The sequence below is a fragment of the Aeromonas sp. QDB30 genome (genome assembly GCF_027707645.1).
Lineage (GTDB): Bacteria > Pseudomonadota > Gammaproteobacteria > Enterobacterales > Aeromonadaceae > Aeromonas > Aeromonas caviae.
The window spans coordinates 20,134-45,633 of the sequence record NZ_JAPCIY010000021.1 but is presented as its reverse complement, the minus strand read 5'-3'; the positions used below and the strand labels follow the sequence as shown (position 1 = coordinate 45,633).

The following is a 25,500-nucleotide window of genomic DNA, read 5'->3' as shown; positions in this document are numbered from 1 at the left end:
GGCTATGTAGCTCAGTTGGTTAGAGCATCGCACTCATAATGCGGGGGTCACAGGTTCGAATCCCGTCATAGCCACCATGTTTGAAAAACGTTCCTTCAATCATCCGATTGCAAAGAACACTGTTGGGGCATCGCCAAGCGGTAAGGCAGCGGGTTTTGATCTCGCCATACCTAGGTTCGAATCCTAGTGCCCCAGCCATTTTTGCTTGTATTCGACGCAAGTCGTGCACAAGACGGCTATGTAGCTCAGTTGGTTAGAGCATCGCACTCATAATGCGGGGGTCACAGGTTCGAATCCCGTCATAGCCACCATTATTCTTGCGGAAGTGGCGAAATTGGTAGACGCACCAGATTTAGGTTCTGGCGCCCTAGGCGTGAGAGTTCGAGTCTCTCCTTCCGCACCATCGAAAGCAGTACCAAACAGACCAGCTCAGGCTGGTTTTTTTGTATCCGGCGTTTGCCGCTCTTCTTCCCCTCTCCACGCCATCGCACGCCTGCAACGCCACCTCATGTCTCAACGGCTGAGCCTTGTGCTCTCCTCTAACGGCGCTATGCCCTGCTCCGGCGTGATGCCGCCCTTTTCATCTCGCAGAGCGCTGCGGGCAATAAAAAGGCGGCCCGCAGGCCGCCATATCGTTTGCTGTCGTCAGAACGGGAAGAACCAGGGGATGGCGATGACGCTGACCACCATCACCAGCAAGGTGAAGGGCACGCCGATGCGCACGAAATCCATGAACTTGTAGTTGCCCGGGCCCAGCACCAGGGTGTTGACCGGCGACGAGACCGGCGTCATGAAGGCTGCCGAGGCGGCGATGGCGATGGTCATGGCAAAGGGATAAGGCGAGACCCCCATCTGATGGGCCGTCCCCAGCGCGATGGGCGCCATCAGCACCGCCGTCGCCGTGTTGGAGATGAAGAGCCCGATGACGGCACAGAGCGCGAAGAGGCTGGCCAGCATCACCCTGGGGCCCATCTCCCCCACTGCCGAGATGAGCGCGCCGACGATGAGATCCACCCCGCCGGTCTGCTGCAATGCAAGGGCAAAGGGCAACATGCCCACGATGAGGATCAAGGTCGGCCAGTGGATGGACTTGTAGGCACTCTCCAGATCGATGCAGCGGAACTTGCCCATCAGCAGGCAGGCGATGAGCGCCGCGATGACGTTGGGCACGGGATCCGTCACCATCAGCACTATCATGACCCCGAGGGCAATCAGGGCGTGGATGGCCTGGCTGCGGGCCGGCGCCATCTCGTCCACTTCCGCAGGCAGGCCCAGCAGCAGAAAATCGCGATGATGGGTCTGCAACTGACGAATGAGGCTCCAGTTCCCCACCACCAGCAGGGTATCCCCCATCTGCAGCGCCTCGTCCACCAGCTTGCCGGTCAGCGCCTCTCCATCCCGGCGGATCCCCACCACACTCAGACCGTAACGGGAACGGAAGGTCACCTCGCGGATGCTCTTGCCGAGCAGCCGGGAGCCGGGGATGAGGGAGACCTCCGCCATGCCCACCTCCCGCGCCTGATCGGAGAAATACTCCCCGCGCAATATCATGGGCTCGAGCCGCGCCTCGCTGCAAAACTCCCGCACATCCACCTCGGGATCCGACATGTCGATGAGCAGCACATCCTTGGCCTGAAACTCGGTCACCCCGGTGACACTGACCATCACCCGCCTGAACTTGCGCCAGCGCTCCATCCCGATGACGTTGGCCCCGAAGCGGGCACGCAATTGCAGCTCGTCCAGGGTCTGGCCGATCAGGGGGGAGTCGGGCCGGATCGCCAGTCGGCGTGCTCGCCCGGCCAGCCGGTAGTCACGGATGAGATCTCGCATGGTGCTGCGTCCCATCTGCTTGCCCTTGCCCTCTTCCCCTTCACGCACCAGACGGTTGCGCATCAGCAGCATGTAGAGGATCCCCATCCCCAGAATGATGACACCCATGGGAGTGAAGCCGAAGAAGCCGAACCCCTGGATGTCGTGGCGCATCAGTTCACTGTTCACCACCATGTTGGGAGGGGTTGCCACCAGCGTTATCATGCCGCTGATAAGGCCGGCAAAGCCGAGCGGCATCATCAGTCTGCCCGCCGGGATCCCCATCCGGTTCGCCACGCTCAGCACCACGGGGATGAAGATGGCCACCACCCCGGTCGAACTCATCACGGCCCCCAGGGTCGCCACCGCCACCATCAGCAGCACCAGCATGCGGGTTTCGCTGCTGCCGGCCACCTTCACCAGGGCATCTCCCACCTGATAGGCGATGCCGGTACGCACCAGCCCCTCCCCCACCACGAACAGGGCGGCAATCAGAATGACGTTGGGATCGCTGAATCCTGCCAGCGCCTGCGGCAGGGTCAGGGTGCCGCTCAACACGAACAGGATGATGATCAACAAGGCGACCACGTCCATGCGTACCTTGTTGGTAATAAACAGGAGAATGGCACCCACCAGCATGCTGAGCACCCAGATCAACTCGGAATTCACACTTGCTCCTTTTGTTCAACGTCAACCACGGCCGGCCCCGGACGCCATCAGACCACAGAGCCCGTCCCCTTGATTTGTTACATATCAAGAAAGAGGAGGCCGCATCATCTCACATCCAGGTTCAGTTGCGGCCATTTTACCGGTCCGTGAACGCAGTCGGTCGCCCTTCACATGTCGGGGTAAAAAGTGCTGCACGCTCCCCCCGCCCCTCCTAAAATGGGCCCGCCGCGGCCTGAGCCGCCCTCTCACCCCTTGCCCTTCGGAGACGACATGGCCCAGCACACCCCGGCCTACCCGGCATTCACCTTCTTCAGCCGCTTTGTCGCCGACATCCAGGCTGGCCGAAAGACCATCACCATCCGCGACGAGAGCGAGGCAAACTGGCAGCCCGGCCAGCGCCTGGCCCTGTTCACCAACCCGGAACACCAGCCTTTTGGCACCATTGAGGTCATCTCGGTCAAGGCGGTCGCCTTCGAGGCGCTGAGCGACGAGCACGCCCGTCAGGAGAACATGACCCTCCCCGAGCTTAAAGATGTGATCCGCGATATCTACCCCGCACTGCCGCCCCTCTATGTGATTGAATTCGTGCTGATTGAAGCCTGATTTTGTGAGCTGCCTCAGCTAACGCCGGTTGCGCTCACGGGCCAAAAGCGCACAATGACTGTTTTTATATACAGTCATTGGTGTCTTATGGAAAAACAACTCGAACCGGCCATCGCAGCCATGGTGGCAGACTTCATCGCCGCAGGTCGTCCCAAGGCGAGCCAGCTGAGCTGGCAGGCGCGCCGTGACGGCTACCTAGCCTCTGCCCTGTTGGGCGGTGAGCGGGAAGAGGTGGGCGCCATCGAAGAGTGGCAGGCCGATCACCACGCCATCCGCTGCTATCGGCCCGCAGACAAACCGGACCCCGCGTATCCGGTGCTGATCTATTTTCACGGCGGCTGTTTTGTCAGCGGGGATTTCGAGACCCACGATCGCCAGATGCGGATGCTGTGCAACCGGGCCAGCACCCTGATCTTCGCCGTACACACCCGCCTCGCCCCGGAACACACCTATCCTGCGGCTCACGACGATGCGCTGGCCGCCACACGGGCCATCATGGCCGAGGTGGAGAAATGGCATGGGGATCCGGCACGTCTCGCCATTGCCGGCGACAGCGCAGGGGGTCATCTCGCCCTGGTCACCACCTTGCGGCTCAAGGCTGCCAGCGCCCCCTTGCCCAAGGCCCTGCTGCTTCTCTATCCCATGCTGGATGCCCTCTGCGAGAGCCAAAGCTACCGCGATCTCGGTGACGACTACCTCATCACCCGGGACATGCTCGAAAGCGGTTTTCACGCCTACCTGGGCAGCCTGCCCCCCAGCCATCCCGAAGCCAGCCCGCTCCACCATCCCGCCCTGTCAGGATTACCGCCGACCCATATCGTCACGGCGGAATATGATCCGCTGCGCGACGAAGGGGAAGCCCTGTATGGCAAGCTGGTGCAGGCTGGCGTCGATGCCACTTGCCAGCGGCAGCATGGCGTCATTCATGGCTACTTCCAACTGGCGGCCATCAGCCCTGCCGCTCGTCAGCTCATCGACCAGATAGCCATGATGCTCAGAAGACTCTGAGTTGGAACCGGCCCCCAAGCCGTGTTAAAAGTGTCTCTTTTGAATCAGGGAGGTAACCCGAGTGTTCGAGATAGCGAGCCTGAAAGAGGGCATGATGCACGGGGTGGAGCTGTTCCAGCTGCTGCTGGAGATCATCTCCATCGCATGCGTGGTCATCGGCCTTGGCAAGACCCTCTGGCTGGCGGCCAGAGTGCGGGATCACGAGCCCGGCTTTCCCCGCATCCGCCTCTGCTTCGGCAGCTGGCTCATCCTGGCGCTGGAGTTCCAGCTCGCCGCCGACATCCTGGCCACCACAGTGGCACCGAGCAAGGAGGAGCTGGTGCGCCTCGCCATCATCGCGGTCATCCGCACCTTCCTGAACTACTTCCTCGGCAAGGAACTCGATGCCCAGGCCGAGCGCCAGCAACCCGAGCCTGTCAGGTCACCTTCCCGCCCCGACGCCCGATGAGCGGGCTGAGTGGCACAAGGCCCCGACACGGAAGGAAAGGCACCAGCCTGATCCCATGAAGAGGGCTCCCCGCGGGGAGCCCTCTTTGTATCCGATAGCAACTATCAGACGTGCTTGCTGGCCAGCTCGTGGCGCTTCAATGCCAGCAAGGTGACCAGCAGGGCGGCGGTGGCGATCAGCGCCATGCCGATATAGGTGGCGCTGAAACCGGGTGCCAGTTCGGCCGGGCTCAGGCTGACCAGATTGGGGCTGCTGCCTGCTGGCAGGGCGGCATGGAACAACACGGCGCAGATGGCGACACCGACCGCCCCACCCAGCTCCCGGCAGAAGTTGAACAGGGACATGCCGATACCGCGATCTTCCCGCGGCAGGGCATTTTGCACCACCACCGACAGCGCCGGCAGCACCAGACCCAGCCCCAATCCGGCAAACCCCAGTCCCACTCTGGCCCAGACGTCGAAGTGGATCTGCCACAGGGCCAGCGCTGCCAGGGCAAAACCTGCCACCACGAAACGCTTGTAGTGACCGGTGCGACCGATGAGCTTGCCGCCGACGAAGGCCCCTGCCGTGATGCAGACCATGAAGATCACCATGATCCCGCCACTGTCACTGGCACTCATCCCCTTTTGCCACTGCATCTGCAACGGCAGGTAGACCAGCACGGCAAACATCAGCAGCTGCGAGGCCAGCGCCAGCAGCACGCTCACCAGATAACCCGGCAGGCGCACCAGGTGGGCCGGCAGTATGGGGTCGTGGGCCCGCCGCTCCACCAGGATCAGCAGCAACAAGGCCGCCCCCAGCGCAGCCGCGAGCCAGACGGCGGGCAAGGCCGCCTCCGGCGAGAGCAGCAACAGGGTGAGGGTGGTGACCGTAATGAGCAGTGCCGCTCCCTTCCAGTCGAAGCGGCTGTAGCGGCGCACATTGAGGTGACCCAGATTGCGGTTCACCAGCCAGAGGGCGATAGCGCCGAGCGGCAGATTGATCCAGAAGATCCAGCGCCAGCTGAGCTGCTCGGTAAAATAGCCACCGAGCAGCGGGCCTGCGATGCTGGAGACCGCATAGACCGCCGAGATATACCCCTGATACTTGCCCACCTCCCGTGGCGGAATACAGTCGGCGATCACGGTAAAGGCGAGTGCGATCAGCCCCCCGCCCCCCAACCCTTGCAGCACGCGGGCGGCCAGCAGGGTTGGCAGATCCTGGGCCAGGGCGCAGGCCACGGATCCCGCCAGAAACAGGCCGATACCGATGTTGAGCATGCGTACCCGGCCGAACATGTCGCTCAACTTGCCATAGATGGGCAGGGCCGCAGTGGCCGCCAGCAGATAGGCGGTCACGACCCAGGTGAGGGCGGCACCGGCGTTCAGCTCAACCCCTATGATGGGCAAGGGCGTGGTGACGATGCTCTTTTCCAGTGAGCCCAGGGCGATCACCAGGGCCACGCTCGAGAAGACGGTTTTGGGGGACATAGGCAGGCTCGCTCATGTGAGATATCGGCACAGGGGGTACAAGGCACATTATTGTCTCATAAATCATTAGCCGATGGTCAAAACCACTGCCAACCATGATGAAGGTCGCGACATCTGCGAGCCGGATCTGCTAGGGTGAGTCTTTGCCGAAGAGGACGCCCCCCATGCCCCAGTCATCCCCCTGCGATCATCACCAGAGTGAACAGCCCCGATTCGACGAGTACGACGCCCTGATCTTCGACATGGATGGCACCCTGGTGGACTCCATGCCTCTGCACCTGGATGCCTGGGAAATCACCAGTGCCGAGTTCGGCCTGCCGTTTGATCGGGCACAGCTCAACGAGTACGGCGGCATCCCCACCCGCAAGATAGTGACCATGCTGGCAGAGCAGCACGGGATGACCATCGACGTGGAAGCCTTTGCCCGGCGCAAGGTGGCCCTCTACCTGGCACGGATCGACGACGTCCGGGTGTTTCCCGCCATGTGGGAGCTGGTCAGGCAGTACCACGACAAGGTGCCCATGGGCATAGGTACCGGCTCAACCCGGGAACATGCGGCGCACATCCTGCGTCAGACCGGGCTCGATGCCTTCATCTCCGTGCTGGTGAGTGCCGATGATGTGGTCAATCACAAGCCCCACCCGGACACCTTCCTGAAAGTGGCCGAGCAGCTCGGCGCCAACCCGGCCAACTGCCTGGTGTTTGAAGACACCCGGATAGGCATTCAGGCGGGCAAGGCCGCCGGCATGACCACCTTGCTGGCCACCGAAGGGGCACTGCAACGGGTGTGAGCGGTGCGGGCCCATCCTAACCGACTGGCCCGCACCAGTTTACTCGGCCTCATTCTCCCCCTGCTTCCCACCTGCCGGTGCCGGGCCGTCCGGCCGCTCAAATCCCAGATCTGACATGCAGTTGTCAAATTCCGACTCCCCCGGTTTGCCATGCTCCTTGCAACTCTCAAACGCCGCTTTCATCTCGGCCGACAGCTCGCGCGGAGGCTTGGGTGGGGTACGGCTGCCCTGATCGCCCGCTGCGGCGGTCAGAGTAGTGAGGGAAAACAGCAAAGGCAGAACAATCTTCATGGCATGACTCCAAAACGGGTGGCATACACCGGCACGGTGCGGCGATGGCCCACGGCAGCGGGCGGTATCATGCTAGCGAATCGCCGCGAACTGATGGGTTAAGGGGAGGTAAAGAGGTGTCAGGTCGGCGTAAATCTATAAAAAACGCCCCAGACGGGGCGTTGTTTTCATGGCGGCCATTACATGGCGTTGGTGGATTCGAAGATCTTGTCGGCCGACGCTTCGACGAAGCCAGGGTAGAGCACGCCATCGGCCTGCGGGTAGCGCAGGGCAAACTCGTAAAAGCAGCTCGGGATGGTGCGCACGCCGTCGCTGAAGGGCACCTCGGCCTTGTCTGCCATGGTGGAGGATTGCTCCAGCATCACCTCGGGATCGCCCTTCACCTCGCCGCCAACGGTGTTGAGCACGAAGCCTGCCGCCTTGAGCGCCGCATTCACCTGCTGGATGGTGTCGAAGTCCTTCAGGCGGTTGATGTTGACGGTGAAGTGGTTGGCACGATAACCCCAGGCGGCCATCCAGGCGGCATACTCGCTCTCTGCCAGCAGGGTCTGGTAGTCGGTGTGGGAGACCTGCCAGGGCGCGCCGGCGTAGAGGAAAGCCGGGGGGTCGGTGAGGTGATCGGGTACCTGATCCACCAGCTTGTGGATGATGGCCTGGGCACCTTCGGAGAGCTCTTCCACCTTCAGCTCGCTGATGAACACCTTGGGCGCATCAGGATCTTTATGCTCGAAGTGTTTGGCATAGAGCTTCTTGGCCTTGAACACATACTCGCCCTTCTCTTCGTACCCCAGGGTACGGAAATGGGCCGCCAGTTTCTCGAGACCGAGCTTGGGCAGGTTGTAGGTCCGAAACGCCACGTGATCGTTGATGATGGGGGCACCGCCGCCCAGCAGTTGATGAACCTTGTGAGCACTGGGGGTGACCTGAATGTAGTTGTCCCACAGATGGCCAAACAGGGTGTCGATATCCTTTTGCATCTCTCTTTCCTTTGATTGCGGGTACAGACAGGGGCACCTGTTCAGTGCCCCTCTTTTATTTTCTTGTTATCAGAAGGTCAGACCGGGAGACAGCTGATCCGGCATAGCAGCCTTGCTGTCTTCGACGGAGGCGACCGGGTAAGCACAGTAGTCGGCGGCGTAGTAGGCGCTCGCTCTGTGATTGCCGGAGGCACCGATGCCGCCGAAGGGGGCGGCACTGGAAGCACCGGTAATGGGCTTGTTCCAGTTGACGATACCGGCACGGATGCGCTTGAAGAAGTGGTTCCAGTCCGCTTCGTTGTCACCGAGCAGGCCGGCCGAGAGACCGAAACTGGTGGCGTTCGCCTTCTCGATGGCCGCATCGAAGTCGTCGTAGCGAATGAGCTGCAGCAGCGGGCCGAAGTACTCTTCATCCGGCAGCGCGCTGACCGCGGTCACGTCTATGATGCCCGGGGAGACAAAGCCGGTGCCCGCTTCCAGGTGCTTGAGGGCAAGCAGGCTTTCGCCACCGAGGCGCTGCAGGTTGGCTTGCGCCTCGACCATGCCGAGTGCGGCCTTCTCGCTGATCATGGCGCCCATGAACGGCTGCTCGGCGGCGTCATAGAGGCCGACCTTGATCTGGCCGACCACCTCCACCAGGCGCTTGACCAGGGCATCGCCCCGTTCGCCGCGCTCGACAAACAGACGGCGCGAGCAGGTGCAGCGCTGGCCGGAGGTAATGAAGGCGGACTGCACGATGGCATGGACGGCGCCGTCGATGTCGCTCACATCTTTCACGATCAGCGGGTTGTTGCCACCCATCTCCAGTGCCAGGATCTTGCCCGGCTGGCCGGCAAACTGCTGATGCAGGAAGTGGCCGGTACGGGAGGAGCCGGTGAAGAAGAGGCCGTCGATGTCCGGGTTGCCGGCCAGCGCCTTGCCGGTGTCGACCTCCCCCTGCACCAGGTTGAGCACCCCCTTGGGCAGCCCCGCCTCCTGCCACACCTTGACCATGGCTTCAGCCACCATGGGAGTCAGCTCGGAAGGCTTGAACACGACCGCATTGCCGGCGATGAGCGCTGGCACAATGTGGCCGTTGGGCAGGTGGCCCGGGAAGTTGTAGGGGCCGAACACGGCCACGACGCCATGGGGCTTGTGGCGCACGAACGCCTTGGCGCCCGGCATGGGATTTTCCACCGTGCCGGTACGCTCGTCATGGGCGCGGATGGAGATGGCAATCTTGCCCTGCATGGCCGCCACTTCGGTGCGGGTCTCCCACAGGGGCTTGCCGGTTTCACGGGCGATGGTCAGGGCCAGCGCCTCCTTGTGCTCGCCGAGCAGGTCGGCATAGCGGCGCACGATGGCAAGGCGCTCTTCAAGGGCCAGATCGGACCAATGGTAGAAGGCCGTGCGGGCCGCCTTGACGGCCGCATCCACCTGGGACTGGCTTGCCGCCTCACCCCGCCAGATCACCTCGTTTTTGGCCGGGTCGATGGATTCGAACGGCTTGCCTTCACCGGCCAGCCACTGGCCATCGATAAACTGGACTAAAGACATCATCAATTCACTCCCTGTGGGTACGCAGGCCGCCTCGGCAGCCTGTCTCAATGCTGTGGTGCGGGGCGGGTCAATCCAGATCGACGACGCGCACCATGTCGCCATTTTCCACCTTGAGGGCGGCCGCCATCTTGGGCGGAATGATGGCTTCGTGCTTGTCCAGATCGACCCGGATGTTGCCGTAGCAGGCGCGGTATTGCTCGAACCTGGTGTTGCAGATGAGGTAGGTATGGCCGCCGATGGGCTCACCCACCAGCACCGCCAGCTTCTGGCTGCGGCGCACGCTGCGAATGTTCTTCACCTCGCATTCGACGGTGGGGCCGGCGTCGAAGATGTCGACATAACCGCGATTCACGAACCCCTCATCCTGCAGCATCTTGAGGGCAGGCCGGGTCTTTTCGTGGGTCTTGCCGATGACGGCGCGCGCCTCGTTGCTCAGCAGATTGACGTAGATGGGGTACTTGGGCATCAGCTCGGCGATGAAGCGCTTCTTGCCGATGCCAGTCAGATAGTCGACGGTGGGAAAATCCATCGAGAAGAAATGTTTTTGCAGCCACTCGTAGAAGGGGCTGTGGCCGTTGCCATCGGAGACACCACGCATCTCGGCAAAGACGGTACTGTCAAACAGCTCGGGGTGTTCGGCCATGAACAGGAAACGGTGCTTGGAGAGCAGACGGCCGTTGAGCCCCTCGCGGGCGCATTCACGCAGAAACAGGGTGCAGAGCTCGGAATTGCCGGTGTAGTCGTTGGAGAGGGTGAGGGTTTCCACGACATTGTAGATGCCGAGCTTGGGAGAGGAGTGCACCACCTTGCCGATGTGATAGTTGTAGAACGCCTGGGACAGGCCGACCGCCGCGTCGATGGCGCAGGTACCGACCATCTCCCCGGTCTCCAGATCCTCGGCCACGAAGAAATAGAGGCACTCGCCCTTGCCGGCGGGCTTGTCCAGGAAGGTCTGGGTCGAGGCATCGATCTTGCGTTGCAGCAGCTCGTCGTTGACCGGCAAGGATGTCATGCCGGTGCCGGATTCGATGGCACAGGTCTTGAGGCCGGCGAAGTCGCGCTGCTCGATAGGACGGATAACCAACATAAATGACAACTCCCTTTCATTGACGACAGGTGGGGTCCCGGCTCCTGCCGGGAGGGCTCCCCACCTCAATTTGGATCAGGCGTTGACCACCTGAGCGACCGCTTTCTCGAACCGTGCCAGCCCTTCCTTGATGTCCGCTTCCGGGATCACCAGGGAGGGGGCAAAACGCACCACGTTGGTACCGGCAACCAGCGCCATCAGGCCTTGATCGATGGAGGCGAGCAGGAAGTCTCGGGAGCGGCCCTTGAAGTCATCGTTGAGCACGGCGCCCAGCAGCAGGCCCTTGCCGCGCACTTCGCTGAAGCAGTGGTACTTGGCGTTGATGGCTTCCAGCCCTTCGCGGAACAGCTGCTCGCGCTGCTTGATGCCGCTCAGCACTGCCGGGGTGTTGACCACGTCGATCACCGCCTCGGCCACGGCACACGCCAGCGGGTTGCCGCCGTAGGTGGAGCCGTGAGTGCCCACTTTCAGGTGGGAGGCGATCTCGGTGGTGGTCAGCATGGCCCCGATGGGGAAGCCACCGCCCAGCGCCTTGGCGCTGGTGAGGATGTCCGGGGTGATGCCCAGACCCATATAGGCAAACAGCTCGCCGGTACGACCGACACCGGATTGCACCTCGTCATAAACCAGCAGGGCGTTGTGCTTGTCGCACAACTCGCGCACCCCCTTGGCAAACTCGTCGGTGGGGCTGATGATGCCACCCTCGCCCTGCAGCGGCTCCATCACCACGGCGCAGGTGTTGTCGGAGATGACGGCAGCCAGCTCCTCCAGGTTGTTGTAGGCGACGTGGGTGATGTCGGCAGGCTTGGGACCGAACCCATCGGAGTAGGCAGCCTGGCCACCCACGCTGACGGTAAAGAAGGTACGGCCGTGGAAGCCCTGGTGGAAGGCGATGATCTGGGTCTTGTGGGCCCCGAACTTCTCGATGGCGTAGCGGCGGGCCAGCTTGAGGGCCGCTTCGTTCGCTTCGGCACCGGAGTTGCAGAAATAGACCTTCTCGGCGAAGGTGGCGGCGACCAGTTTCTTGGCCAGGCGCAGGGCCGGCTCGTTGGTCATCACGTTGGAGAGGTGCCACAGCTTCTCACCCTGGGATTTCAGGGCCTCGACCAGTTTGGGATGGCAATGGCCCAGGCCATTGACCGCGATCCCGCCCGCGAAATCCACATACTCGCGGCCTTCCTGATCCCAGACACGTGACCCCTCGCCGCGCACCGGGATGATTTTGGCCGGCGCATAGTTGGGAACCATCACTTCATCAAACACTTCACGTGTCACTGCCAACAACTCTGACATATTGCTCTCCTGCTATCTCGCGGCAGAATAATCCACCGCCCAAAAGTTAAATTCGTGTAAACGTGGCGGAATTATCACAGAAAAAAAGTAAAAAGTCTGTAACTTAACCGCCTATAAGGAACAATGTTCGATTGCCTTTGAGATTTTAGGCAACCGCATTGCATAACGGCTCAGGGGGTGTTGGCAAGAGATAATTTGGACAGGGAGGAGGGTGAATAAAGTCTCAGGGAAATTTTTTTTTGCCTCATGACGGTTTTGAGACAGACATCGCAATTTTTTCAGGAAACGGCCAAAAAGTTGGCCAGCAACTGGTGCCCCTGTTCGCTCAAGATGCTTTCCGGATGGAACTGCACTCCCTCCAGCGCCAGTGTTTTATGCCGCAGCCCCATGATCTCGTCCTGGCTGCCGTCGGCATGTTCGCTCCAGGCGGTGACCTCAAAACAGTCGGGCAGCGACGCCGCCTCCACCACCAGAGAATGATAGCGGGTCACCCGCAGCGGGTTGTTGAGCCCCTTGAATACCCCCTCCCCTTTGTGACGGATGAGAGAAGTCTTGCCGTGCATCACCTGACGGGCACGCACCACCCGGGCACCAAAGGCCTGTGCCAGGGACTGATGGCCGAGACAGACGCCGAGGATGGGGATCTCGCCGGCAAAACGGGAGATGGCGGCCAAAGAGATGCCCGCCTCGTTTGGCGTGCAGGGGCCGGGAGAGATCACCAGATGGCGGGGGGCAAGCCGGGCTATCTCCTCCAGGCTCAGCTCATCGTTGCGCCTGACCACCACCTCTTGCCCCAGAGCGCCGAAGTATTGCACCAGGTTCCAGGTAAAAGAGTCGTAGTTGTCGATGAGTAGCAGCATGCAAACACCCTGGGAATAAGACAGAGACGGTGATCGGACAGCCCGTTACGAGCGCGGGCAGACAAACGCCGCGCATTCTGGCATGTCTCATTGCGTTAATAAACCGGCGATCACCTCACCTGCTGTGCAGTCTGTCCGCTCTTCAATGGCGATCCGGGCCTGTCGACCCCACCCGGCGGTGGGCCTGTCCCCGATCGGGCAGCATCAGCCGCTCCATGTCAGGATGGCAAGGTAAAAGAGACGGGAGGCGACCGGGAAAAGGGCACAGGTCGTGACAGGCAGATGGGAAGGAGTCACCTTGGCAAGGGCTGACAACGGACCTCAGCGGTCCAGATAACGGCCCTGTTCCAGTTCCCGTTCCCGCTGGCACTCGGCCAGATAGATGGCAGCCGCGATGGCCGGGGTCTTGTGGTGCTTGTCGATGGCGTTGGAGACCATCAACTGCAAGGTATTGAGGCTCTTGGCCTTGCGAAACTTGCGCAGCCAGTGACCCTTGTCACCCAACTCTTCACTCAGGGTTTGTGATTCGACAGACATGCTTTCTCTTGGGGCAAAGCCCGTGTTTGACATTGGGGAGGTTGCGACAAACCGGAAGGTGTAAAACAAAGAAAGCCAGGCATCCACCCAGCTCTCTTCTACTACACCTTCCCAGTATGTCAGGCTCGAGGAACGAAGCCGACGACATCATATACGCTGATCAGGGTTTTTTCAGCCCTTTCACGCGCCTTTTGTGCGCCAGCCGCCAAAATGGCCTGCAGATGGGCCTCATCCTGACGCAGCTCGCGGAAGCGCGCCTGGATGGGTTCCAGCAAGGCGACCACGGCATCGGCCGTTTCACTCTTGAGGTGGCCGTACATCTTGCCTTCGAAGTGCTGCTCCAACTCCGGGATGGAGCGGCCGGTCACACCGGACATCAGGGTCAGCAGATTGGAAACCCCCGGCTTGTTTTCGGGATCGAAACGCACCACGGCCGGTTCGTCGGAGTCGGTCATCGCCCGCTTGATCTTCTTGACGATCTGCTTGGGATCTTCCAGCAAGCCGATGAAGTTGGCCTCGTTGTCGTCGGACTTGGACATCTTCTTGGTCGGGTCCTGCAGGCTCATCACCCGGGCCCCTTCGGTCGGAATGAAAGGTTCCGGCAGGGTGAAGACTTCGCCATAGAGGTTGTTGAAGCGGGTGCAGATGTCGCGGGTCAGCTCCAGATGCTGCTTCTGGTCATTGCCAACCGGCACCTGATTGGCCTGATAAAGCAGAATGTCGGCTGCCATCAGCACCGGATAACCGAACAGACCGACGTTGACGTTGTTCTCGAAACGGGCGGACTTGTCCTTGAACTGGGTCATACGCGACAGCTCGCCCATCTGGGTGTAGCAGTTCAGGATCCAGCCGAGCTCGGCGTGCTGGGGCACGTGGGACTGGATGAAGACGGTGCTCTTGGCCGGGTCGATGCCCACCGCCAGATAAAGGGCGGCTGCGTCGAGGCACGCCTTGCGCAAGGCGGCCGGATCCTGGCGGGTGGTGATGGCGTGCAGATCGACGATGCAATAGAGGCAGTCGAAGTCATCCTGCATGCTGACCCACTGACGCAGGGCTCCCATGTAGTTGCCGATGGTCAGCTGGCCCGAGGGTTGGGCACCGCTCAATACGATTGGTTTAGTCATCAGAGTAGTAATCCTTGTTATCCGCCAGCCCGGTCTGGATCAGACCAGCAGGGCGTCGAGTTCGGCAAACTGCTCGCAAACCCAGTCGGGGCGGGAGTCTGCGATAGGGCGGCCATAGTTGTAGCCATAGGTGAGCCCCACCACCTTCATGCCGGCGGCCTGGGCGGCCAGCACGTCATTTTCGGAATCCCCCACCATCAAGGTGCGGGACGGGCTGACACCCAGCTCGTGGCAGGCGTGCAACAGCGGCTCCGGGCTCGGCTTCTTGACGGGTACGCAGTTGCCCCCGAGCCAGAGTGCGAAACAGTCGCTGATGCCGAGGGCCTCCAGAATGGGCTGCACGAAGTGACTCGGTTTGTTGGTCACCACGGCCTGGCGATAGCCGAGCCGTTGCAGGCGACGCAGGCTCTGCTCGACCCCTTCATACATCCCCAGGCCTTCCAGAAGACAGGCCTGATAGTGACGGTCGAACAGGGGGCGGGCCTTGGCAAACTGCTCCGGGGCGTCGCGGTAATCGAGAGCCCGCTGGATCAGCTTGTCGGCGCCGTTGCCGACCCAGGTACGCACCACGGCCTCGTCGGCCTCGGCCAACCCCAGCTCCGCCAGGGTACGATTGACCGCCAGCGCCAGTTGCGGGGCGCTGTCAATCAGCGTGCCATCCAGATCGAACAGCACCAGGTCAAAGGGGCGATCAGCGACGGACATGGGCAAGCTCCGCGCGCATCTGGTCGATCACCGCCTTGTAATCCGGCTTGCCGAAGATGGCAGAGCCCGCCACGAACATGTCGGCACCCGCCTCGGCAATCTCGCGAATGTTGTCGACCTTGACCCCGCCATCGATTTCCAGGCGAATGTCGCGGCCGCTCTCGTCGATCAGGCGGCGCACCTGGCGCAGCTTGTCGAGGGTGCCGGGGATGAAGCTTTGACCGCCAAAGCCCGGGTTGACCGACATCAGCAGGATCACGTCCAGCTTGTCCATCACGTACTCCAGGCAGGTGAGCGGGGTCGCGGGGTTCAGCACCAGACCAGCCTGGCAACCCTGCTCCTTGATGAGGCCCAGGGTGCGATCCACGTGATCGGAGGCTTCCGGGTGGAAGGTGATCAGGCTGGCACCGGCCTTGGCAAAATCAGGCACGATGCGATCCACCGGCTTGACCATCAGGTGCACGTCGATGAGCGCTTCGATGCCGTAATCGCGCAGCGCCTGACAGACCATGGGGCCTATGGTCAGGTTGGGGACATAATGGTTGTCCATCACATCGAAATGGACCACGTCGGCCCCGGCGGCCAGCACCTTGGCCACATCCTCACCCAGACGGGCAAAGTCGGCGGAGAGGATAGAGGGGGCAATCAGAAAGTCTTTCATCAGCGTCATCCATTGGCAGCGTGGCAGAAAAAACGGCGCAATTTTATCGCAAAAGGGCGATGAAAACGACCCGCATCTACAGAACACGCCGCTCCGGCACCATGGCCGGCAAACGATGCCAGGCGCGGCTCACGGAATACCAGCGGCAGCATCAGAAATGACAACGGCCCCCTCAGGGACCGTTGTTCACTCAGCCGACGGCAACCAGCTCCGCCTCACCGGGATAATAGCCCTGTTCGGGCTCGATGCCGGGCGGATAGAGCGCCAGCAGCTCGGCCACCTTGTTGCGACCACCGCCGTTACGGCTGATGGTGCGCTTGACCAGGATTTCGTCGAGCCGGGCGCCGCGATAGAGCTCGCGGGTCAACTCGATGTCATGGTTGCTGATGAGCACGGGCACCCCTTTATGGGCGGCGATGTGGCGAGCCAGCCTGGCCAGCAGCGCCTGATCGTCCAGGGTGAAACCGCCTGCCGAATAGGTGGTGAAACTCGCCGTGGTGGAGAGGGGGGCATAGGGCGGATCGCAGTAGATCACCCAGTCTTCCTCTGCACGGGCCATGGCGTCGGCATAGCTTTCACAGATGAACGTCGCCTTCTGCGCCTTCTCGGCAAACGCCCACAGCTCTTTCTCCGGGAAGTAGGGTTTCTTGTAGGAACCGAAGGGAACGTTGAACCCCCCCTTCTTGTTGTAACGGCACAAGCCGTTGAAACCATGGCGATTCAAAAACAGGAACAACTGAGCCCGTTCAAACCCGGCCGCGGTCTGGTTGAACTGGGTACGCAGCCGATAATAGGCGGTCTTGTGGTTGTGCTCGGCCACGAACAGCTTGCGGGCCTCACTGATGAAGCTGTCCGGCTGCTGCTTGAGGTGGTTGTAGAGGCCAATGAGATCCGGATTGATGTCGTTTAGCACATAGGCGTCGTAATCCGTGTTGAGAAACACGGATCCCGCCCCGACGAAGGGCTCCAGCAACACACGCCCGGCCGGCAAACGCTCGGCGATCTCTTCGACCAGGGAGTATTTTCCCCCGGCCCATTTTAAAAACGCGCGTGTTTTTTTCATGGAAGTCCGGTGTTGACAAGGCTATGCCCAAAAAAGGGGGGTGATTCTACCCCCTTCTTCGGGTGGCTGGCTATTGCTTCAATTCTTTTTGTATCTGGGCGAATGACTTGGGCCAGGGTTGTCCCTTGAGCAAGGCAGGCGACAGCTTGCGAATGGCCGCCTTGGCCTGGGCACTGTTGGCGTAGTCTCCCTGCACCACTACATACCAGGGACTGCCACGGAAGCGGGTCTTGTAGACCCACACCTTGCCCGCCAAGCCATGCTCGGCCACAAAGCTGTCTACCGCCTTGGTGTTGCTCGCCCCCATCAACTGGATGCTGTAGTGATTCTTCGGCTTCTTGTTGAGAGTCGCCACCGGCGTCAACGCCACCTTGGCCGCTGGGGCCGCGACCGGCGCTGTCTGCGCGCCACTGGCCGGTTGAGCCTCTGTCCGGGCCGGGACACGGCTCGGGGCCGGATTCTTGACCTGGGCCGTCGTTCCGGTCGGGACCGCACGGGAACCGCTCCCCACCAGCTCATCCACCACGGCCGTGGGCAAGGCGCCGCTGACGTTCGGCTGGTTCATCAATTTCTCGACCACTTCGTCGGAGATGACGACCCGGCGCCCCTCATAGTTGGTTGACTCCGTGGTGACCGTCTCACTTTCGACCTTCTTGGGCAAGGGCTTGGCATCGGACTGCCAATCGCGGGCAACCTGATTCCCTGACGGGATGGCAGCGGCGCCACTGTTCGCCTGAGTACCCAAAGCCCCGCTCGCCGCACCGACGTTCACAGGATCGCTTGAGACGGGATCGGGCAACGCCATCCCCTGGGACGGAGCCTGGGCGGGGTCCTGGCCTGCACTGTCGAACAGGGGCAGATAGCTCAGGGCCAGCAACCCGCCCGCCACCAGGGCAAGCACGATCGCTATCTTCTTGACGGGCAACTCGGCCTGACGTTTCTTGGGCCTTCTGTCGGTCATGGTATCCTCCAGTAACTGCATGATGGCTGACGGATGTCCGCCCGCCCCATTCAGGATCTCTTCCACTTTCGGCTTGGGCAAGAGGGCTGTCGGGATCTTGAGCTCTTTGGCCTTCTCATACAAGAAGATACGTTGCTCAGGAGCGCTCAGTGGCGCGACCTCCAGCTCGAGGGCTGGCATGGCCCGTCCCTTGAGGAGCGCCTTCTGGTTACGACACCAGGCGTCATCACCCGAGAGCAGGATGGCCAGTTTATGAGGAGATGCCAGGGTATCGTTGTGACGACAGAGCGCCCACAACTCCCCCACCAGCTCGGCAGGCAAGGTATCGGCACGTTCGATGATGAGCAGCAGTCTGGCAGGCTTGTCACCCACCATGCGAAAGAAGCTGTCCGCCAGGGCATCCTGCGCGTTGAACAGGGGACGTGCCACCACCTGCTGCAACAGCAACTGGCGCACATCCGCCATCTTCATGGACGGGCTGCCGATGAGGCTGGCCACCCGCACCGCATCGGGCAGTTGGGCAAGCAGCGACTCGCACAGTGTGCCACGGCCACTGCCTGGCTTGCCGGAGAGAAAAACAAAGGGGTGGTTGAACTCGATCAGGTGCAGCAGCCGGTCAACCAACTGCCGCTGAGAAGGCAGTTTGAGCAATTTATTAGTGGTCACGACCAGACTCGATCACCGCCATCAATTGCTCGTCTGTCACATCGGCCACGACCTGGGCCTGTCCGATCCCGATCGGCAGCACCAGCCTCAGTTTGCCTTCCAGCACCTTCTTGTCACGGCGCATATGGCGAATGAAGGCGGCAAAATCCATATCGTACGGTGCCTTGACCGGCAAATCGGCGGCCAACAGCAGATCGCGGACTCGTACCACCTCTTGCGCCGTCATGTCGCCACGGGCCAGGGCCGTCTCGGCCGCCAGCATGGTTCCCGCCGCCACGGCTTCACCGTGCAGCCAGTTGCCATAACCCTTCTCCGCCTCGATGGCATGGCCGAAGGTATGTCCCAGGTTCAGCAAGGCGCGCACGCCGTGCTCGGTCTCGTCCTGACCGACCACATCAGCCTTGATCTCGCAGCAGCGGCGAATGGCATAGGAGAGTGCATCACCGTCGAGGCGCTGCAGGCGAGTCATGTTGGTTTCGAGCCAGGAGAAGAAGGCGGCATCCCAGATGATGCCGTATTTGATCACCTCGGCCATGCCGGCGGCAAATTCCCGGGCAGGCAGGGTCTTGAGGCAGTCGGTATCGATGATCACATGCTTGGGCTGATAGAAGGCCCCCACCATGTTCTTGCCGAGAGGATGGTTGACGGCGGTCTTGCCGCCGACGGAAGAGTCAACCTGGGAGAGCAGCGTGGTAGGCACCTGAATAAACGGAATGCCTCGTTGGTAGCTTGCCGCAGCAAAGCCGACAACATCGCCTATCACACCGCCCCCCAGAGCGATCAGAGTGGTATCACGACCATGGCTGGTTTCCAGCAGAGCAGACATGATCCGCTCGAAGGTCGCCAGGGTTTTGTAGGCCTCGCCATCGGGCAGGATCAGGTGTTCCACCTGAAAACCGGACAGCAACTGAATGATCTGTTCAAGATACAGGGGCGCGACCACGGTATTGGTCACTATCATGACCCGCTTGCCCTTGATCGTCTGCGCCAGTACCTCGGGGCGTTGCAGCAGACCGGCAGCTATCTCTATCGGGTAGCTGCGTTCACCCAGTTCGACCTTCAACCTTTCCATGGACGTCCTCTAATGAATTACATACCAATCAACTTGACGATTTGATTAGCGACAACTTTGGCACTCTGGTCATCCGTCTGGATGACAAAATCGGCAACCTCTTCGTACAGGGCGTTGCGCTCTTGCGCAAGACGCTCAAGCACTTCACGGGGCGGCTCTTCGGTTTGCAGCAAGGGACGACGCTTGTCTCTCTGGGTTCGCGCCAATTGCTTTTCAATGGTGGTTTCGAGGTAGACCACGATGCCGCGTGCGGAGAGTTTGTTGCGGGTTTCACGGCTCTTGATGGCACCGCCACCCGTTGCCAGCACGATACCCTGCTGTTCGGCGAGCTCACCGATCACCTTCTCTTCGCGGATCCGGAAACCTTCTTCGCCTTCAACATCGAACACCCAGCCGATATCGGCACCACTGCGGCGCTCAATCTCATGATCTGAGTCGAAAAACTCCATGTGCAGTTGTTCTGCCAGATGTCTACCTATGGTGCTCTTGCCCGCACCCATGGGACCTATCAGGAAAATATTGCGTTTCTCAGCCATGTCTTTTCGTTAGTAATTACAAACTGTATGGCCCCGGTAAACACTCGACCGGGGTACCTATGAACCTTATCTTGCGATGGATCAGGAGGGGGATTATCTCAGTAGAAACCAGGACTGGCAACCGCAGCCCTTACGCCCCAGCCTCATCGGGGCGTAAGGTTATATGTGTTTTACTCTCACAAGTAAAGTTTTCAGAGGGCGTCGGTCACTATCCTCGGGGTCACGAAGATCAGCAGTTCACGCTTCTTGTTTTCACTGGTGGTTTTCTTGAACAGATAGCCCAACCCGGGGATATCCCCCAGCAGCGGCACCTTACTGACATCACTCTTGATGGTCTGTTGATAGATGCCGCCAAGCACCAGAGTTTCACCGTTGTTGACCAACACCTGGGTGGTGATGGACTGGGCGTTGATGGACACCGCATCCCCGGTTCCGGTCGGCACGGTTTCACCCTTGGTATCCTGAGTCACGGTCAAGTCCAGGATCACCCTGTTGTCCGGGGTGATCTGCGGCGTGACCTTGAGGCTCAGTACCGCCTTCTTAAAGGTGACCGAGGTCGCCCCGCTGGAAGAGGACTCCACATAGGGGATCTCGGTCCCCTGCTCGATCAGGGCCGGCTTCTGGTTGGCCGTGGTGACACGCGGACTGGCGATGATCTCGGCCTTGCTCTCCTTTTCCAGAGCCGAGAGTTCAAGATCCAGCAGAGTACCATTGGCAAGACGGGCGACCTGGAACGCCAGCGTGCCGGCCGCGTTGGTCACCGGCAGGTTAACGTTGAGTCTGTCTTCTACGTTGGGGCGAGTGATGGTGGAACTGCCATCATTGTTTCCGGCGCCATCATTACCCTCTATGGTGCCCGAGGTGCCGTTGCCATGACCGTCTGTCTTGGTCACACCCCAGCGCACCCCCAGTGCCTCATCGAAACCATCATCAATGGTCACCATGCGCGCCTCGATCACCACCTGCTTGACCGGGATATCGAGGATATCCAGCATCCGCTTGACGTTGCTGATGACATCCGCCGTGTCCTTGACCACAAGCACATTGGTACGTTCATCCACGCTGACCGCCCCTCTGGGGGAGAGCAGCTTGGTGCTCTCGGAGGAGAGCAGGGCCGCCACTTCCGATGCCTTGGCATAGTTGATCTGCAGATACTCGGTGTAGAGGGGAGCGAGATCCGCCACCTGGTTGCGGCTCTCCATCTGCTGTTTCTCGCGAGCGGCAATCTCGTCCGCCGGTGCCACCAGCAGGATGTTGTTGTCCAGCCGTTTGTCCAGCCCTCTGACCTTGAGGATGATGTCCAGCGCCTGCTCCCAGGGCACGCCATCGAGACGCAGCGTGATGTTGCCGGAGACCGAGTCCGTGGTCACCAGATTCAGATTGTTGAAATCGGCGATGATCTGCAACACGGTACGAACAGGAATATCCTGGAAGTTCAATGAGATGGGCTTGCCTTGGTACTGCTTCGCCGCCGTGGTGGCCACCCGTTTTTTCACCTCGATGATGAACATCTTGTCGGCCTGATCGTAACGGTAGTCAAACTGGCCGTTCACCGAGAGCTCGAACAGGGTGTCATTGCCCTGGCGGAACACCTCCACCTGGGAGACCGGGGTAGCAAAGTCCTGCACATTGATGAGGTTGAGCTGATCATCAGGCACCCGGGTACCGTGGAACTTGGCCAGCACTTTCTGACCACGGCTGCTGACATCCACCGCCGCCGAACTGTTGTCCAGCGTCACGAGGAACTCCCCCTGACCTTCCTTTCCACGACGAAAATCCACGCCCTTGACCGAGTTGAAGTAGGCGCCACCCATGTTTGCCTGAGACACGGACAACACCGGCTTGCCGGGGGCAACGGGCGAAGGAGCCACGGTAGGCGTGGCAGCCACGGCAGGCTGAGCCTGATACTGGGACTGGTTCTGGGCAACCCGCTGGGTGTCAATCAGCGCAGACTGGGTCACTGGCTGGCTTCTGACGAGCGCAGACTGACCGGCTGCAACAGGCGCCGCCGAGGAGGCGACCGGCTGCCCTGCCTTGTCTCCCAGCGCCACCAGCAATTTATTGCCCTGCTGATGGACCTGATAGGGGGTGAGCTGATCGAGGGCGATCTTGATGTCGAGCCCCTGCCCCTTCCCCTCCACCAGGAGGTTGTTCACCCCTTGCTGCTTGATGGGCAGGGGATTGACCGTCAGGGCACCGATGGCCCCGGGTACGTGCAGCAGAAGCTGATTGGGTTCATAGGTCAACCTGTCCGTAAAACCGCTGACCGGTTCGCTGAAGCTGAGCTCCAGCAGGAGTTGATCGGCCAGCAGGGGATTCACCTTGACCTCCTGCAACGCGGGTACTGCCCACACCTGAGTGCATCCGCCCAGCCACAGCAGCGCCACACCGGTCATCCTTCTTATTGTTGTTCTCATCTCTGCTCATCCCTGATCATCCCTGATCATAGTTTTGCGTCGAGATTGGCCATGGCCAGCTGGGTTTCTCGGGTGACCCAGCATCCTTTGCCATCCGGTACCGTCTCCATCAAGTCAACATGCGTGTTCGTTATCTTGATGACCCTGCCCTGATCCAGCCCCATGTGCTGGTTGAGCCCGACGCGCACGGCTTGCCCGTCCGGGGTTTTGATCAATGCCCACAACTGCCCCTGCTTGCCGATGGAGCCTTTCATGCTCAGGCTGGCAAGCGAGTAGCGTTCCAGCACCTCCTTTTCCCGATTGGCCACTATCTGGGCACAGTCCGGCTTGGCCTTGGCGTCCAGCCTGGAACTGGTTTCCGGCTGGGGTGCAATGAACGGACTGCGCTGATCGCTGCGTTGATAGACCATGGGAGAGAAGGGCTTTATCTCCGGCAAAGGTTCGATCGGTACCGGCTTTCTGGCCTTGGTCTGTTTGACATATTCATCCATGTCCTCCTGTCCCCCACAGGCCGTCAACAGCAGCGCCGACAAGAGAAGTACGCCCGCTCTCATGCTCATGGCTTTTTCTCCACGGTTTTGCCGTTGTACTTGTAGGTCTTGGCCTGCATGGACATACCGATCAGCTCCCCCCCCTTCCCCTGGCTGAGCTGGAAAGAATCCAGGATCACGATGCGCGGCAAAGCAGCCATGTCCGCCGTGAACTTGCCAAGTTCGTGATAGGTGCCCACGACCTCGATGCGCATGGGCAGCTCGGTGGAGAACTCGTGTTTCACCTCTGGCTCCCAGTTGATCCTGTTCAATGTCAAACCGTTGTCGGTGGCAATGAAGCTGATGTCATCCAGCAAACCGGCGACTTCGTGGGTGTTGGGCAGCTGTTTGAGCTGGGTGTCGACCAGATGTTCCAGCTGGACCATCTGCTTTCTGTATGCTTCCAGGTTCGCGGCCAGCATGGCCTTGCTCTCGAATTGTCCCTTGAGCTCGGTCTCTTTTGCGGCTTCACGACCCAGAGCCGCCAGGGAATTGGCAATCACGTAGTAATAGAGTGCCCCGCCAAGCAGAGCACAGCAGAAGAAGACAAAGATGCCCTTGGCGATCGGCGGCCAGCGGGCAATGTCATTGAGATCCAGGTCGTTGAGTTGTTGCAGGTTCATTTTTGCCCCTTAGCCACGTTGGGTAGCGCCGTGGCAATCTGGAACATCATGGAGAACTGGCTCAGGGCGATGGGGGCCACCTCGGCCGTGAAAATGGTGCTGAGCTGGGATTGTGTCAGCCAGCCGGAACCGTCGATTCGGCGCATCATGCTGGCAACCCTGCCATAGGCTTCGGTCTTTCCCTTCACGTCTATCTTGTTGTTTTGCAGAGCAAGGCTATCAAGATACACCCCGTTGGGGACCAGCACCGGCAGCTGATTGAACAGACGCACAGGGATGTTGCGGCGCATCTGCAACTGCTCGATGAGTTGCATGCGGTCAATCAACTCCTTGCGCCGTTCCTTGAGAAGCCTGATCTCCCCAAGCTGGGTGTCCAGGGTTGCCATCTCCTGCTGCAACCGCTGATTGCGCTGCTGCTGGTAACCGATCTGCTGCTGCACCAGCCAGTCTGCGGCAAAGGCGATGGCTGCCGTCCCCGCCAGGAACAGACCGAACAGGATGCCGAATTGTTTCTTCTGACGCTGCGCCCGAGCCTGCCGCCAGGGCAGAAGGTTTATATTTGACATGGTGTGAAGCTCCTCAGTGCCAGCCCGAGCGCCGTCATGTACTTGGCCCCATGAGTCAGCCCCCCCTCTCCCTGCGGCTTGCCAAAGAGTGCAAAGGGATCGGGATGCAGCACCTCGCAGTTGAGCTCGCTGCCGATTTGTCCGGCCAGCCCCGGCAGCAGGCTACCCCCTCCGGTCAGCACCAGCCTGGAGAGCTCCTTGTTCCCCGAAGAGCTGCAAAACAGCTGCACGTTGCGCCGTATCTGCAACACCAGGGTGCTGAGGTGAGGCAACAGGACATCCACCTCATGATCCGCAGGCAAGGAGCCCTGGAGCTTGGCCAGTTCCGCCTCTTCCATACTCATGCTGTAAAAAGAGGCTAATGCCTGGCTGTATTGATCACCACCAAAATTCTGCAACCGGGAATAGATGACCTGGCCCCGTAGCAGGGCGGCGAAAGTCAGGGCGCTGGCACCGATGTCGACGATGCCAACCGGTTTCTCCGAGGTTTGCAGGTCGGGCAGGCAGGCCAGCACGGCGCGTCCGAGCGCATGGGCCCCCACATCCACCACCATGGTCGTCATGCCTGCCTCCGTCAGGGCACTGACCCGACCACTGACGCTCTCGGTCCGCGCGGCACTGAGCAGGACCTCCTGACGCCCGTTGTCGCCCGCCATGCCGAGGATTTCAAAATCCAGGCTCACTTCATCGAGGGGAAAGGGGATGAGCTGCTCAGCCTCCAGGTGAACCTGGTTCTCCAGCTCGCTCTCGTTGATGTTGGTATCGACCTGAATGATCTTGGTGATGACGTTGGAACCGGTCACGGCCGTGGCCACGTTCTGGCAATCCCCTTGCACGAGCCGCTTGAGCGACTTGAGAGACTGACTGACCCGTTCAATGTCCTGAAGTTGATAGTCGACCAGCGTTCCTCTTGGCATGGGGATCTCGGCAACCGAGCCGAGGTGCACCTTGCCGGGACGTCCGCTGATGGTGACGGCCTTGATGGTTTGACTGCCAAAATCAATGCCCGCCATGGAGACGAGGGATCCCTTACTTAATAGCCCAAACATATACACATCCATGCGTTATTGGGTTTTCGGACTTATTGTAGGACAGCGCGTCATGATGTGACGGCTTAACTCAATATAATGCTCTATCTATCAATGTCATAAAGTTTGTGTCAAAAGTTGACGCCCCTCTCCTTTCGGCCTTGATT

25 protein-coding genes and 4 tRNA genes are annotated in these 25,500 nt (G+C 60.5%); 8 read left to right on the top strand and 21 right to left on the bottom strand.

The annotated features are described in order from the left end of the window. The 4 genes from PG896_RS08905 (at nt 1) to PG896_RS08890 (ending at nt 403) form a co-directional block, all read left to right on the top strand. Nucleotides 1-77, top strand: a tRNA-Met gene (locus PG896_RS08905). A gap of 46 nt (nt 78-123) precedes the next feature. Beyond that, a tRNA-Gln gene (locus tag PG896_RS08900) sits at nt 124-198 on the top strand. A 36-nt stretch (nt 199-234) separates the two neighbouring features. Continuing rightward, nucleotides 235-311, top strand: a tRNA-Met gene (locus PG896_RS08895). Between the two features lie 8 nt (nt 312-319). Then, nucleotides 320-403, top strand: a tRNA-Leu gene (locus PG896_RS08890). 242 nt (nt 404-645) lie between these two features. Here PG896_RS08890 and PG896_RS08885 read toward each other — a convergent pair. Further along, a complete protein-coding gene (locus PG896_RS08885; RefSeq protein ID WP_029314126.1) occupies nt 646-2,478 on the bottom strand; it encodes an SLC13 family permease in 1,833 nt (610 codons plus the stop codon). A 270-nt stretch (nt 2,479-2,748) separates the two neighbouring features. Between PG896_RS08885 and yqfB the strand changes: the two genes are divergently transcribed. The 3 genes from yqfB to PG896_RS08870 all read left to right on the top strand — a co-directional run bounded on the left by yqfB (nt 2,749) and on the right by PG896_RS08870 (nt 4,537). Beyond that, on the top strand, nt 2,749-3,081 hold the full coding sequence (gene yqfB, locus PG896_RS08880) for a N(4)-acetylcytidine aminohydrolase (protein ID WP_010673841.1): 333 nt from the start codon (nt 2,749-2,751) through the stop codon (nt 3,079-3,081). An 87-nt stretch (nt 3,082-3,168) separates the two neighbouring features. Further along, nucleotides 3,169-4,089 (top strand): alpha/beta hydrolase, encoded by a 921-nt coding sequence (locus PG896_RS08875; RefSeq protein WP_010673840.1) that lies wholly within the window; start codon nt 3,169-3,171, stop codon nt 4,087-4,089. Nucleotides 4,090-4,150: 61 nt separating this feature from the next. Beyond that, nucleotides 4,151-4,537, top strand: coding sequence for a DUF1622 domain-containing protein (locus PG896_RS08870; RefSeq protein WP_010673839.1), 387 nt, complete (start codon nt 4,151-4,153; stop codon nt 4,535-4,537). A gap of 104 nt (nt 4,538-4,641) precedes the next feature. Here the strand turns inward: PG896_RS08870 and PG896_RS08865 are convergent, their stop codons facing one another. After that, nucleotides 4,642-6,006: an MDR family MFS transporter gene (locus PG896_RS08865; protein WP_103243569.1), complete on the bottom strand. Its 1,365-nt coding sequence runs from the start codon at nt 6,004-6,006 to the stop codon at nt 4,642-4,644. A 164-nt stretch (nt 6,007-6,170) separates the two neighbouring features. Between PG896_RS08865 and PG896_RS08860 the strand changes: the two genes are divergently transcribed. Then, nucleotides 6,171-6,797 carry an HAD family hydrolase gene (locus PG896_RS08860; RefSeq protein WP_103243570.1) on the top strand — a complete coding sequence of 209 codons (627 nt, stop codon included), beginning with the start codon at nt 6,171-6,173 and terminating at the stop codon, nt 6,795-6,797. Between the two features lie 39 nt (nt 6,798-6,836). On the opposite strand, the gene PG896_RS08855 is transcribed toward PG896_RS08860, so the two are convergent. The 19 genes from PG896_RS08855 to tapM all read right to left on the bottom strand — a co-directional run bounded on the left by PG896_RS08855 (nt 6,837) and on the right by tapM (nt 25,354). Beyond that, nucleotides 6,837-7,088, bottom strand: coding sequence for a hypothetical protein (locus PG896_RS08855; RefSeq protein WP_048207156.1), 252 nt, complete (start codon nt 7,086-7,088; stop codon nt 6,837-6,839). A 179-nt stretch (nt 7,089-7,267) separates the two neighbouring features. Further along, on the bottom strand, nt 7,268-8,065 hold the full coding sequence (locus PG896_RS08850) for a DUF1338 domain-containing protein (protein ID WP_103243571.1): 798 nt from the start codon (nt 8,063-8,065) through the stop codon (nt 7,268-7,270). Between the two features lie 69 nt (nt 8,066-8,134). Continuing rightward, the gene (gene astD, locus PG896_RS08845) at nt 8,135-9,604 is read right to left on the bottom strand and encodes a succinylglutamate-semialdehyde dehydrogenase (protein ID WP_103243572.1); all 1,470 of its coding nucleotides are present in this window, start codon (nt 9,602-9,604) and stop codon (nt 8,135-8,137) included. A 67-nt stretch (nt 9,605-9,671) separates the two neighbouring features. Continuing rightward, nucleotides 9,672-10,691 carry an arginine N-succinyltransferase gene (gene astA, locus PG896_RS08840; protein ID WP_039039587.1) on the bottom strand — a complete coding sequence of 340 codons (1,020 nt, stop codon included), beginning with the start codon at nt 10,689-10,691 and terminating at the stop codon, nt 9,672-9,674. A 75-nt stretch (nt 10,692-10,766) separates the two neighbouring features. After that, on the bottom strand, nt 10,767-11,984 hold the full coding sequence (locus PG896_RS08835) for an aspartate aminotransferase family protein (protein WP_039039586.1): 1,218 nt from the start codon (nt 11,982-11,984) through the stop codon (nt 10,767-10,769). 278 nt (nt 11,985-12,262) lie between these two features. Next, a complete protein-coding gene (locus tag PG896_RS08830) occupies nt 12,263-12,844 on the bottom strand; it encodes an aminodeoxychorismate synthase component II (RefSeq protein WP_041215622.1) in 582 nt (193 codons plus the stop codon). A gap of 321 nt (nt 12,845-13,165) precedes the next feature. Continuing rightward, nucleotides 13,166-13,381: a hypothetical protein gene (locus PG896_RS08825; RefSeq protein ID WP_010673831.1), complete on the bottom strand. Its 216-nt coding sequence runs from the start codon at nt 13,379-13,381 to the stop codon at nt 13,166-13,168. A 119-nt stretch (nt 13,382-13,500) separates the two neighbouring features. Further along, nucleotides 13,501-14,505, bottom strand: coding sequence for a tryptophan--tRNA ligase (gene trpS, locus PG896_RS08820; RefSeq protein WP_010673830.1), 1,005 nt, complete (start codon nt 14,503-14,505; stop codon nt 13,501-13,503). A 39-nt stretch (nt 14,506-14,544) separates the two neighbouring features. Further along, nucleotides 14,545-15,210 (bottom strand): phosphoglycolate phosphatase, encoded by a 666-nt coding sequence (locus PG896_RS08815; protein ID WP_270835620.1) that lies wholly within the window; start codon nt 15,208-15,210, stop codon nt 14,545-14,547. Continuing rightward, the gene (gene rpe, locus PG896_RS08810) at nt 15,197-15,871 is read right to left on the bottom strand and encodes a ribulose-phosphate 3-epimerase (protein ID WP_010673828.1); all 675 of its coding nucleotides are present in this window, start codon (nt 15,869-15,871) and stop codon (nt 15,197-15,199) included. The genes PG896_RS08815 and rpe overlap by 14 nt, the downstream gene beginning before the upstream one ends. A 190-nt stretch (nt 15,872-16,061) precedes the next feature. Next, a complete protein-coding gene (locus tag PG896_RS08805; protein WP_270835619.1) occupies nt 16,062-16,934 on the bottom strand; it encodes a Dam family site-specific DNA-(adenine-N6)-methyltransferase in 873 nt (290 codons plus the stop codon). A 70-nt stretch (nt 16,935-17,004) separates the two neighbouring features. Then, a complete protein-coding gene (locus tag PG896_RS08800) occupies nt 17,005-18,561 on the bottom strand; it encodes an SPOR domain-containing protein (RefSeq protein ID WP_270835618.1) in 1,557 nt (518 codons plus the stop codon). Further along, nucleotides 18,551-19,633, bottom strand: a complete 1,083-nt coding sequence (aroB, locus tag PG896_RS08795; protein ID WP_270835617.1) for a 3-dehydroquinate synthase — start codon at nt 19,631-19,633, stop codon at nt 18,551-18,553. The genes PG896_RS08800 and aroB overlap by 11 nt, the downstream gene beginning before the upstream one ends. Before the next feature lie 17 nt (nt 19,634-19,650). Continuing rightward, on the bottom strand, nt 19,651-20,169 hold the full coding sequence (aroK, locus tag PG896_RS08790; RefSeq protein ID WP_010673824.1) for a shikimate kinase AroK: 519 nt from the start codon (nt 20,167-20,169) through the stop codon (nt 19,651-19,653). 191 nt (nt 20,170-20,360) lie between these two features. Next, nucleotides 20,361-22,586, bottom strand: coding sequence for a type IV pilus secretin PilQ (locus PG896_RS08785; protein ID WP_128344347.1), 2,226 nt, complete (start codon nt 22,584-22,586; stop codon nt 20,361-20,363). 26 nt (nt 22,587-22,612) lie between these two features. After that, nucleotides 22,613-23,140: a pilus assembly protein PilP gene (locus tag PG896_RS08780; RefSeq protein WP_039039609.1), complete on the bottom strand. Its 528-nt coding sequence runs from the start codon at nt 23,138-23,140 to the stop codon at nt 22,613-22,615. Between the two features lie 2 nt (nt 23,141-23,142). Continuing rightward, complete coding sequence (gene tapO, locus PG896_RS08775) at nt 23,143-23,739, bottom strand: PilO family type IV pilus biogenesis protein TapO (protein ID WP_041212566.1); 597 nt, start codon at nt 23,737-23,739, stop codon at nt 23,143-23,145. Then, nucleotides 23,736-24,305 (bottom strand): PilN family type IV pilus biogenesis protein TapN, encoded by a 570-nt coding sequence (tapN, locus tag PG896_RS08770; protein WP_039039579.1) that lies wholly within the window; start codon nt 24,303-24,305, stop codon nt 23,736-23,738. Before tapN ends, tapO begins: the two co-directional genes overlap by 4 nt. Next, nucleotides 24,293-25,354, bottom strand: coding sequence for a PilM family type IVa pilus assembly protein TapM (tapM, locus tag PG896_RS08765; protein ID WP_041212565.1), 1,062 nt, complete (start codon nt 25,352-25,354; stop codon nt 24,293-24,295). Before tapM ends, tapN begins: the two co-directional genes overlap by 13 nt. Nucleotides 25,355-25,500 lie beyond the last annotated feature (146 nt).

Bases quoted from the DNA above. Each gene is read 5' to 3' on its own strand.
- yqfB (WP_010673841.1), top strand. From the start codon at position 2,749: ATGGCCCAGCACACCCCGGCCTACCCGGCATTCACCTTCTTCAGCCGC.
- PG896_RS08875 (WP_010673840.1), top strand. From the start codon at position 3,169: ATGGAAAAACAACTCGAACCGGCCATCGCAGCCATGGTGGCAGACTTC.
- PG896_RS08865 (WP_103243569.1), bottom strand. From the start codon at position 6,006: ATGTCCCCCAAAACCGTCTTCTCGAGCGTGGCCCTGGTGATCGCCCTG.
- PG896_RS08860 (WP_103243570.1), top strand. From the start codon at position 6,171: ATGCCCCAGTCATCCCCCTGCGATCATCACCAGAGTGAACAGCCCCGA.
- PG896_RS08855 (WP_048207156.1), bottom strand. From the start codon at position 7,088: ATGAAGATTGTTCTGCCTTTGCTGTTTTCCCTCACTACTCTGACCGCC.
- PG896_RS08850 (WP_103243571.1), bottom strand. From the start codon at position 8,065: ATGCAAAAGGATATCGACACCCTGTTTGGCCATCTGTGGGACAACTAC.
- astD (WP_103243572.1), bottom strand. From the start codon at position 9,604: ATGATGTCTTTAGTCCAGTTTATCGATGGCCAGTGGCTGGCCGGTGAA.
- astA (WP_039039587.1), bottom strand. From the start codon at position 10,691: ATGTTGGTTATCCGTCCTATCGAGCAGCGCGACTTCGCCGGCCTCAAG.
- PG896_RS08835 (WP_039039586.1), bottom strand. From the start codon at position 11,984: ATGTCAGAGTTGTTGGCAGTGACACGTGAAGTGTTTGATGAAGTGATG.
- PG896_RS08830 (WP_041215622.1), bottom strand. From the start codon at position 12,844: ATGCTGCTACTCATCGACAACTACGACTCTTTTACCTGGAACCTGGTG.
- PG896_RS08825 (WP_010673831.1), bottom strand. From the start codon at position 13,381: ATGTCTGTCGAATCACAAACCCTGAGTGAAGAGTTGGGTGACAAGGGT.
- trpS (WP_010673830.1), bottom strand. From the start codon at position 14,505: ATGACTAAACCAATCGTATTGAGCGGTGCCCAACCCTCGGGCCAGCTG.
- PG896_RS08815 (WP_270835620.1), bottom strand. From the start codon at position 15,210: ATGTCCGTCGCTGATCGCCCCTTTGACCTGGTGCTGTTCGATCTGGAT.
- rpe (WP_010673828.1), bottom strand. From the start codon at position 15,871: ATGAAAGACTTTCTGATTGCCCCCTCTATCCTCTCCGCCGACTTTGCC.
- PG896_RS08805 (WP_270835619.1), bottom strand. From the start codon at position 16,934: ATGAAAAAAACACGCGCGTTTTTAAAATGGGCCGGGGGAAAATACTCC.
- aroB (WP_270835617.1), bottom strand. From the start codon at position 19,633: ATGGAAAGGTTGAAGGTCGAACTGGGTGAACGCAGCTACCCGATAGAG.
- aroK (WP_010673824.1), bottom strand. From the start codon at position 20,169: ATGGCTGAGAAACGCAATATTTTCCTGATAGGTCCCATGGGTGCGGGC.
- PG896_RS08785 (WP_128344347.1), bottom strand. From the start codon at position 22,586: ATGAGAACAACAATAAGAAGGATGACCGGTGTGGCGCTGCTGTGGCTG.
- PG896_RS08780 (WP_039039609.1), bottom strand. From the start codon at position 23,140: ATGAGAGCGGGCGTACTTCTCTTGTCGGCGCTGCTGTTGACGGCCTGT.
- tapO (WP_041212566.1), bottom strand. From the start codon at position 23,739: ATGAACCTGCAACAACTCAACGACCTGGATCTCAATGACATTGCCCGC.
- tapN (WP_039039579.1), bottom strand. From the start codon at position 24,305: ATGTCAAATATAAACCTTCTGCCCTGGCGGCAGGCTCGGGCGCAGCGT.
- tapM (WP_041212565.1), bottom strand. From the start codon at position 25,354: ATGTTTGGGCTATTAAGTAAGGGATCCCTCGTCTCCATGGCGGGCATT.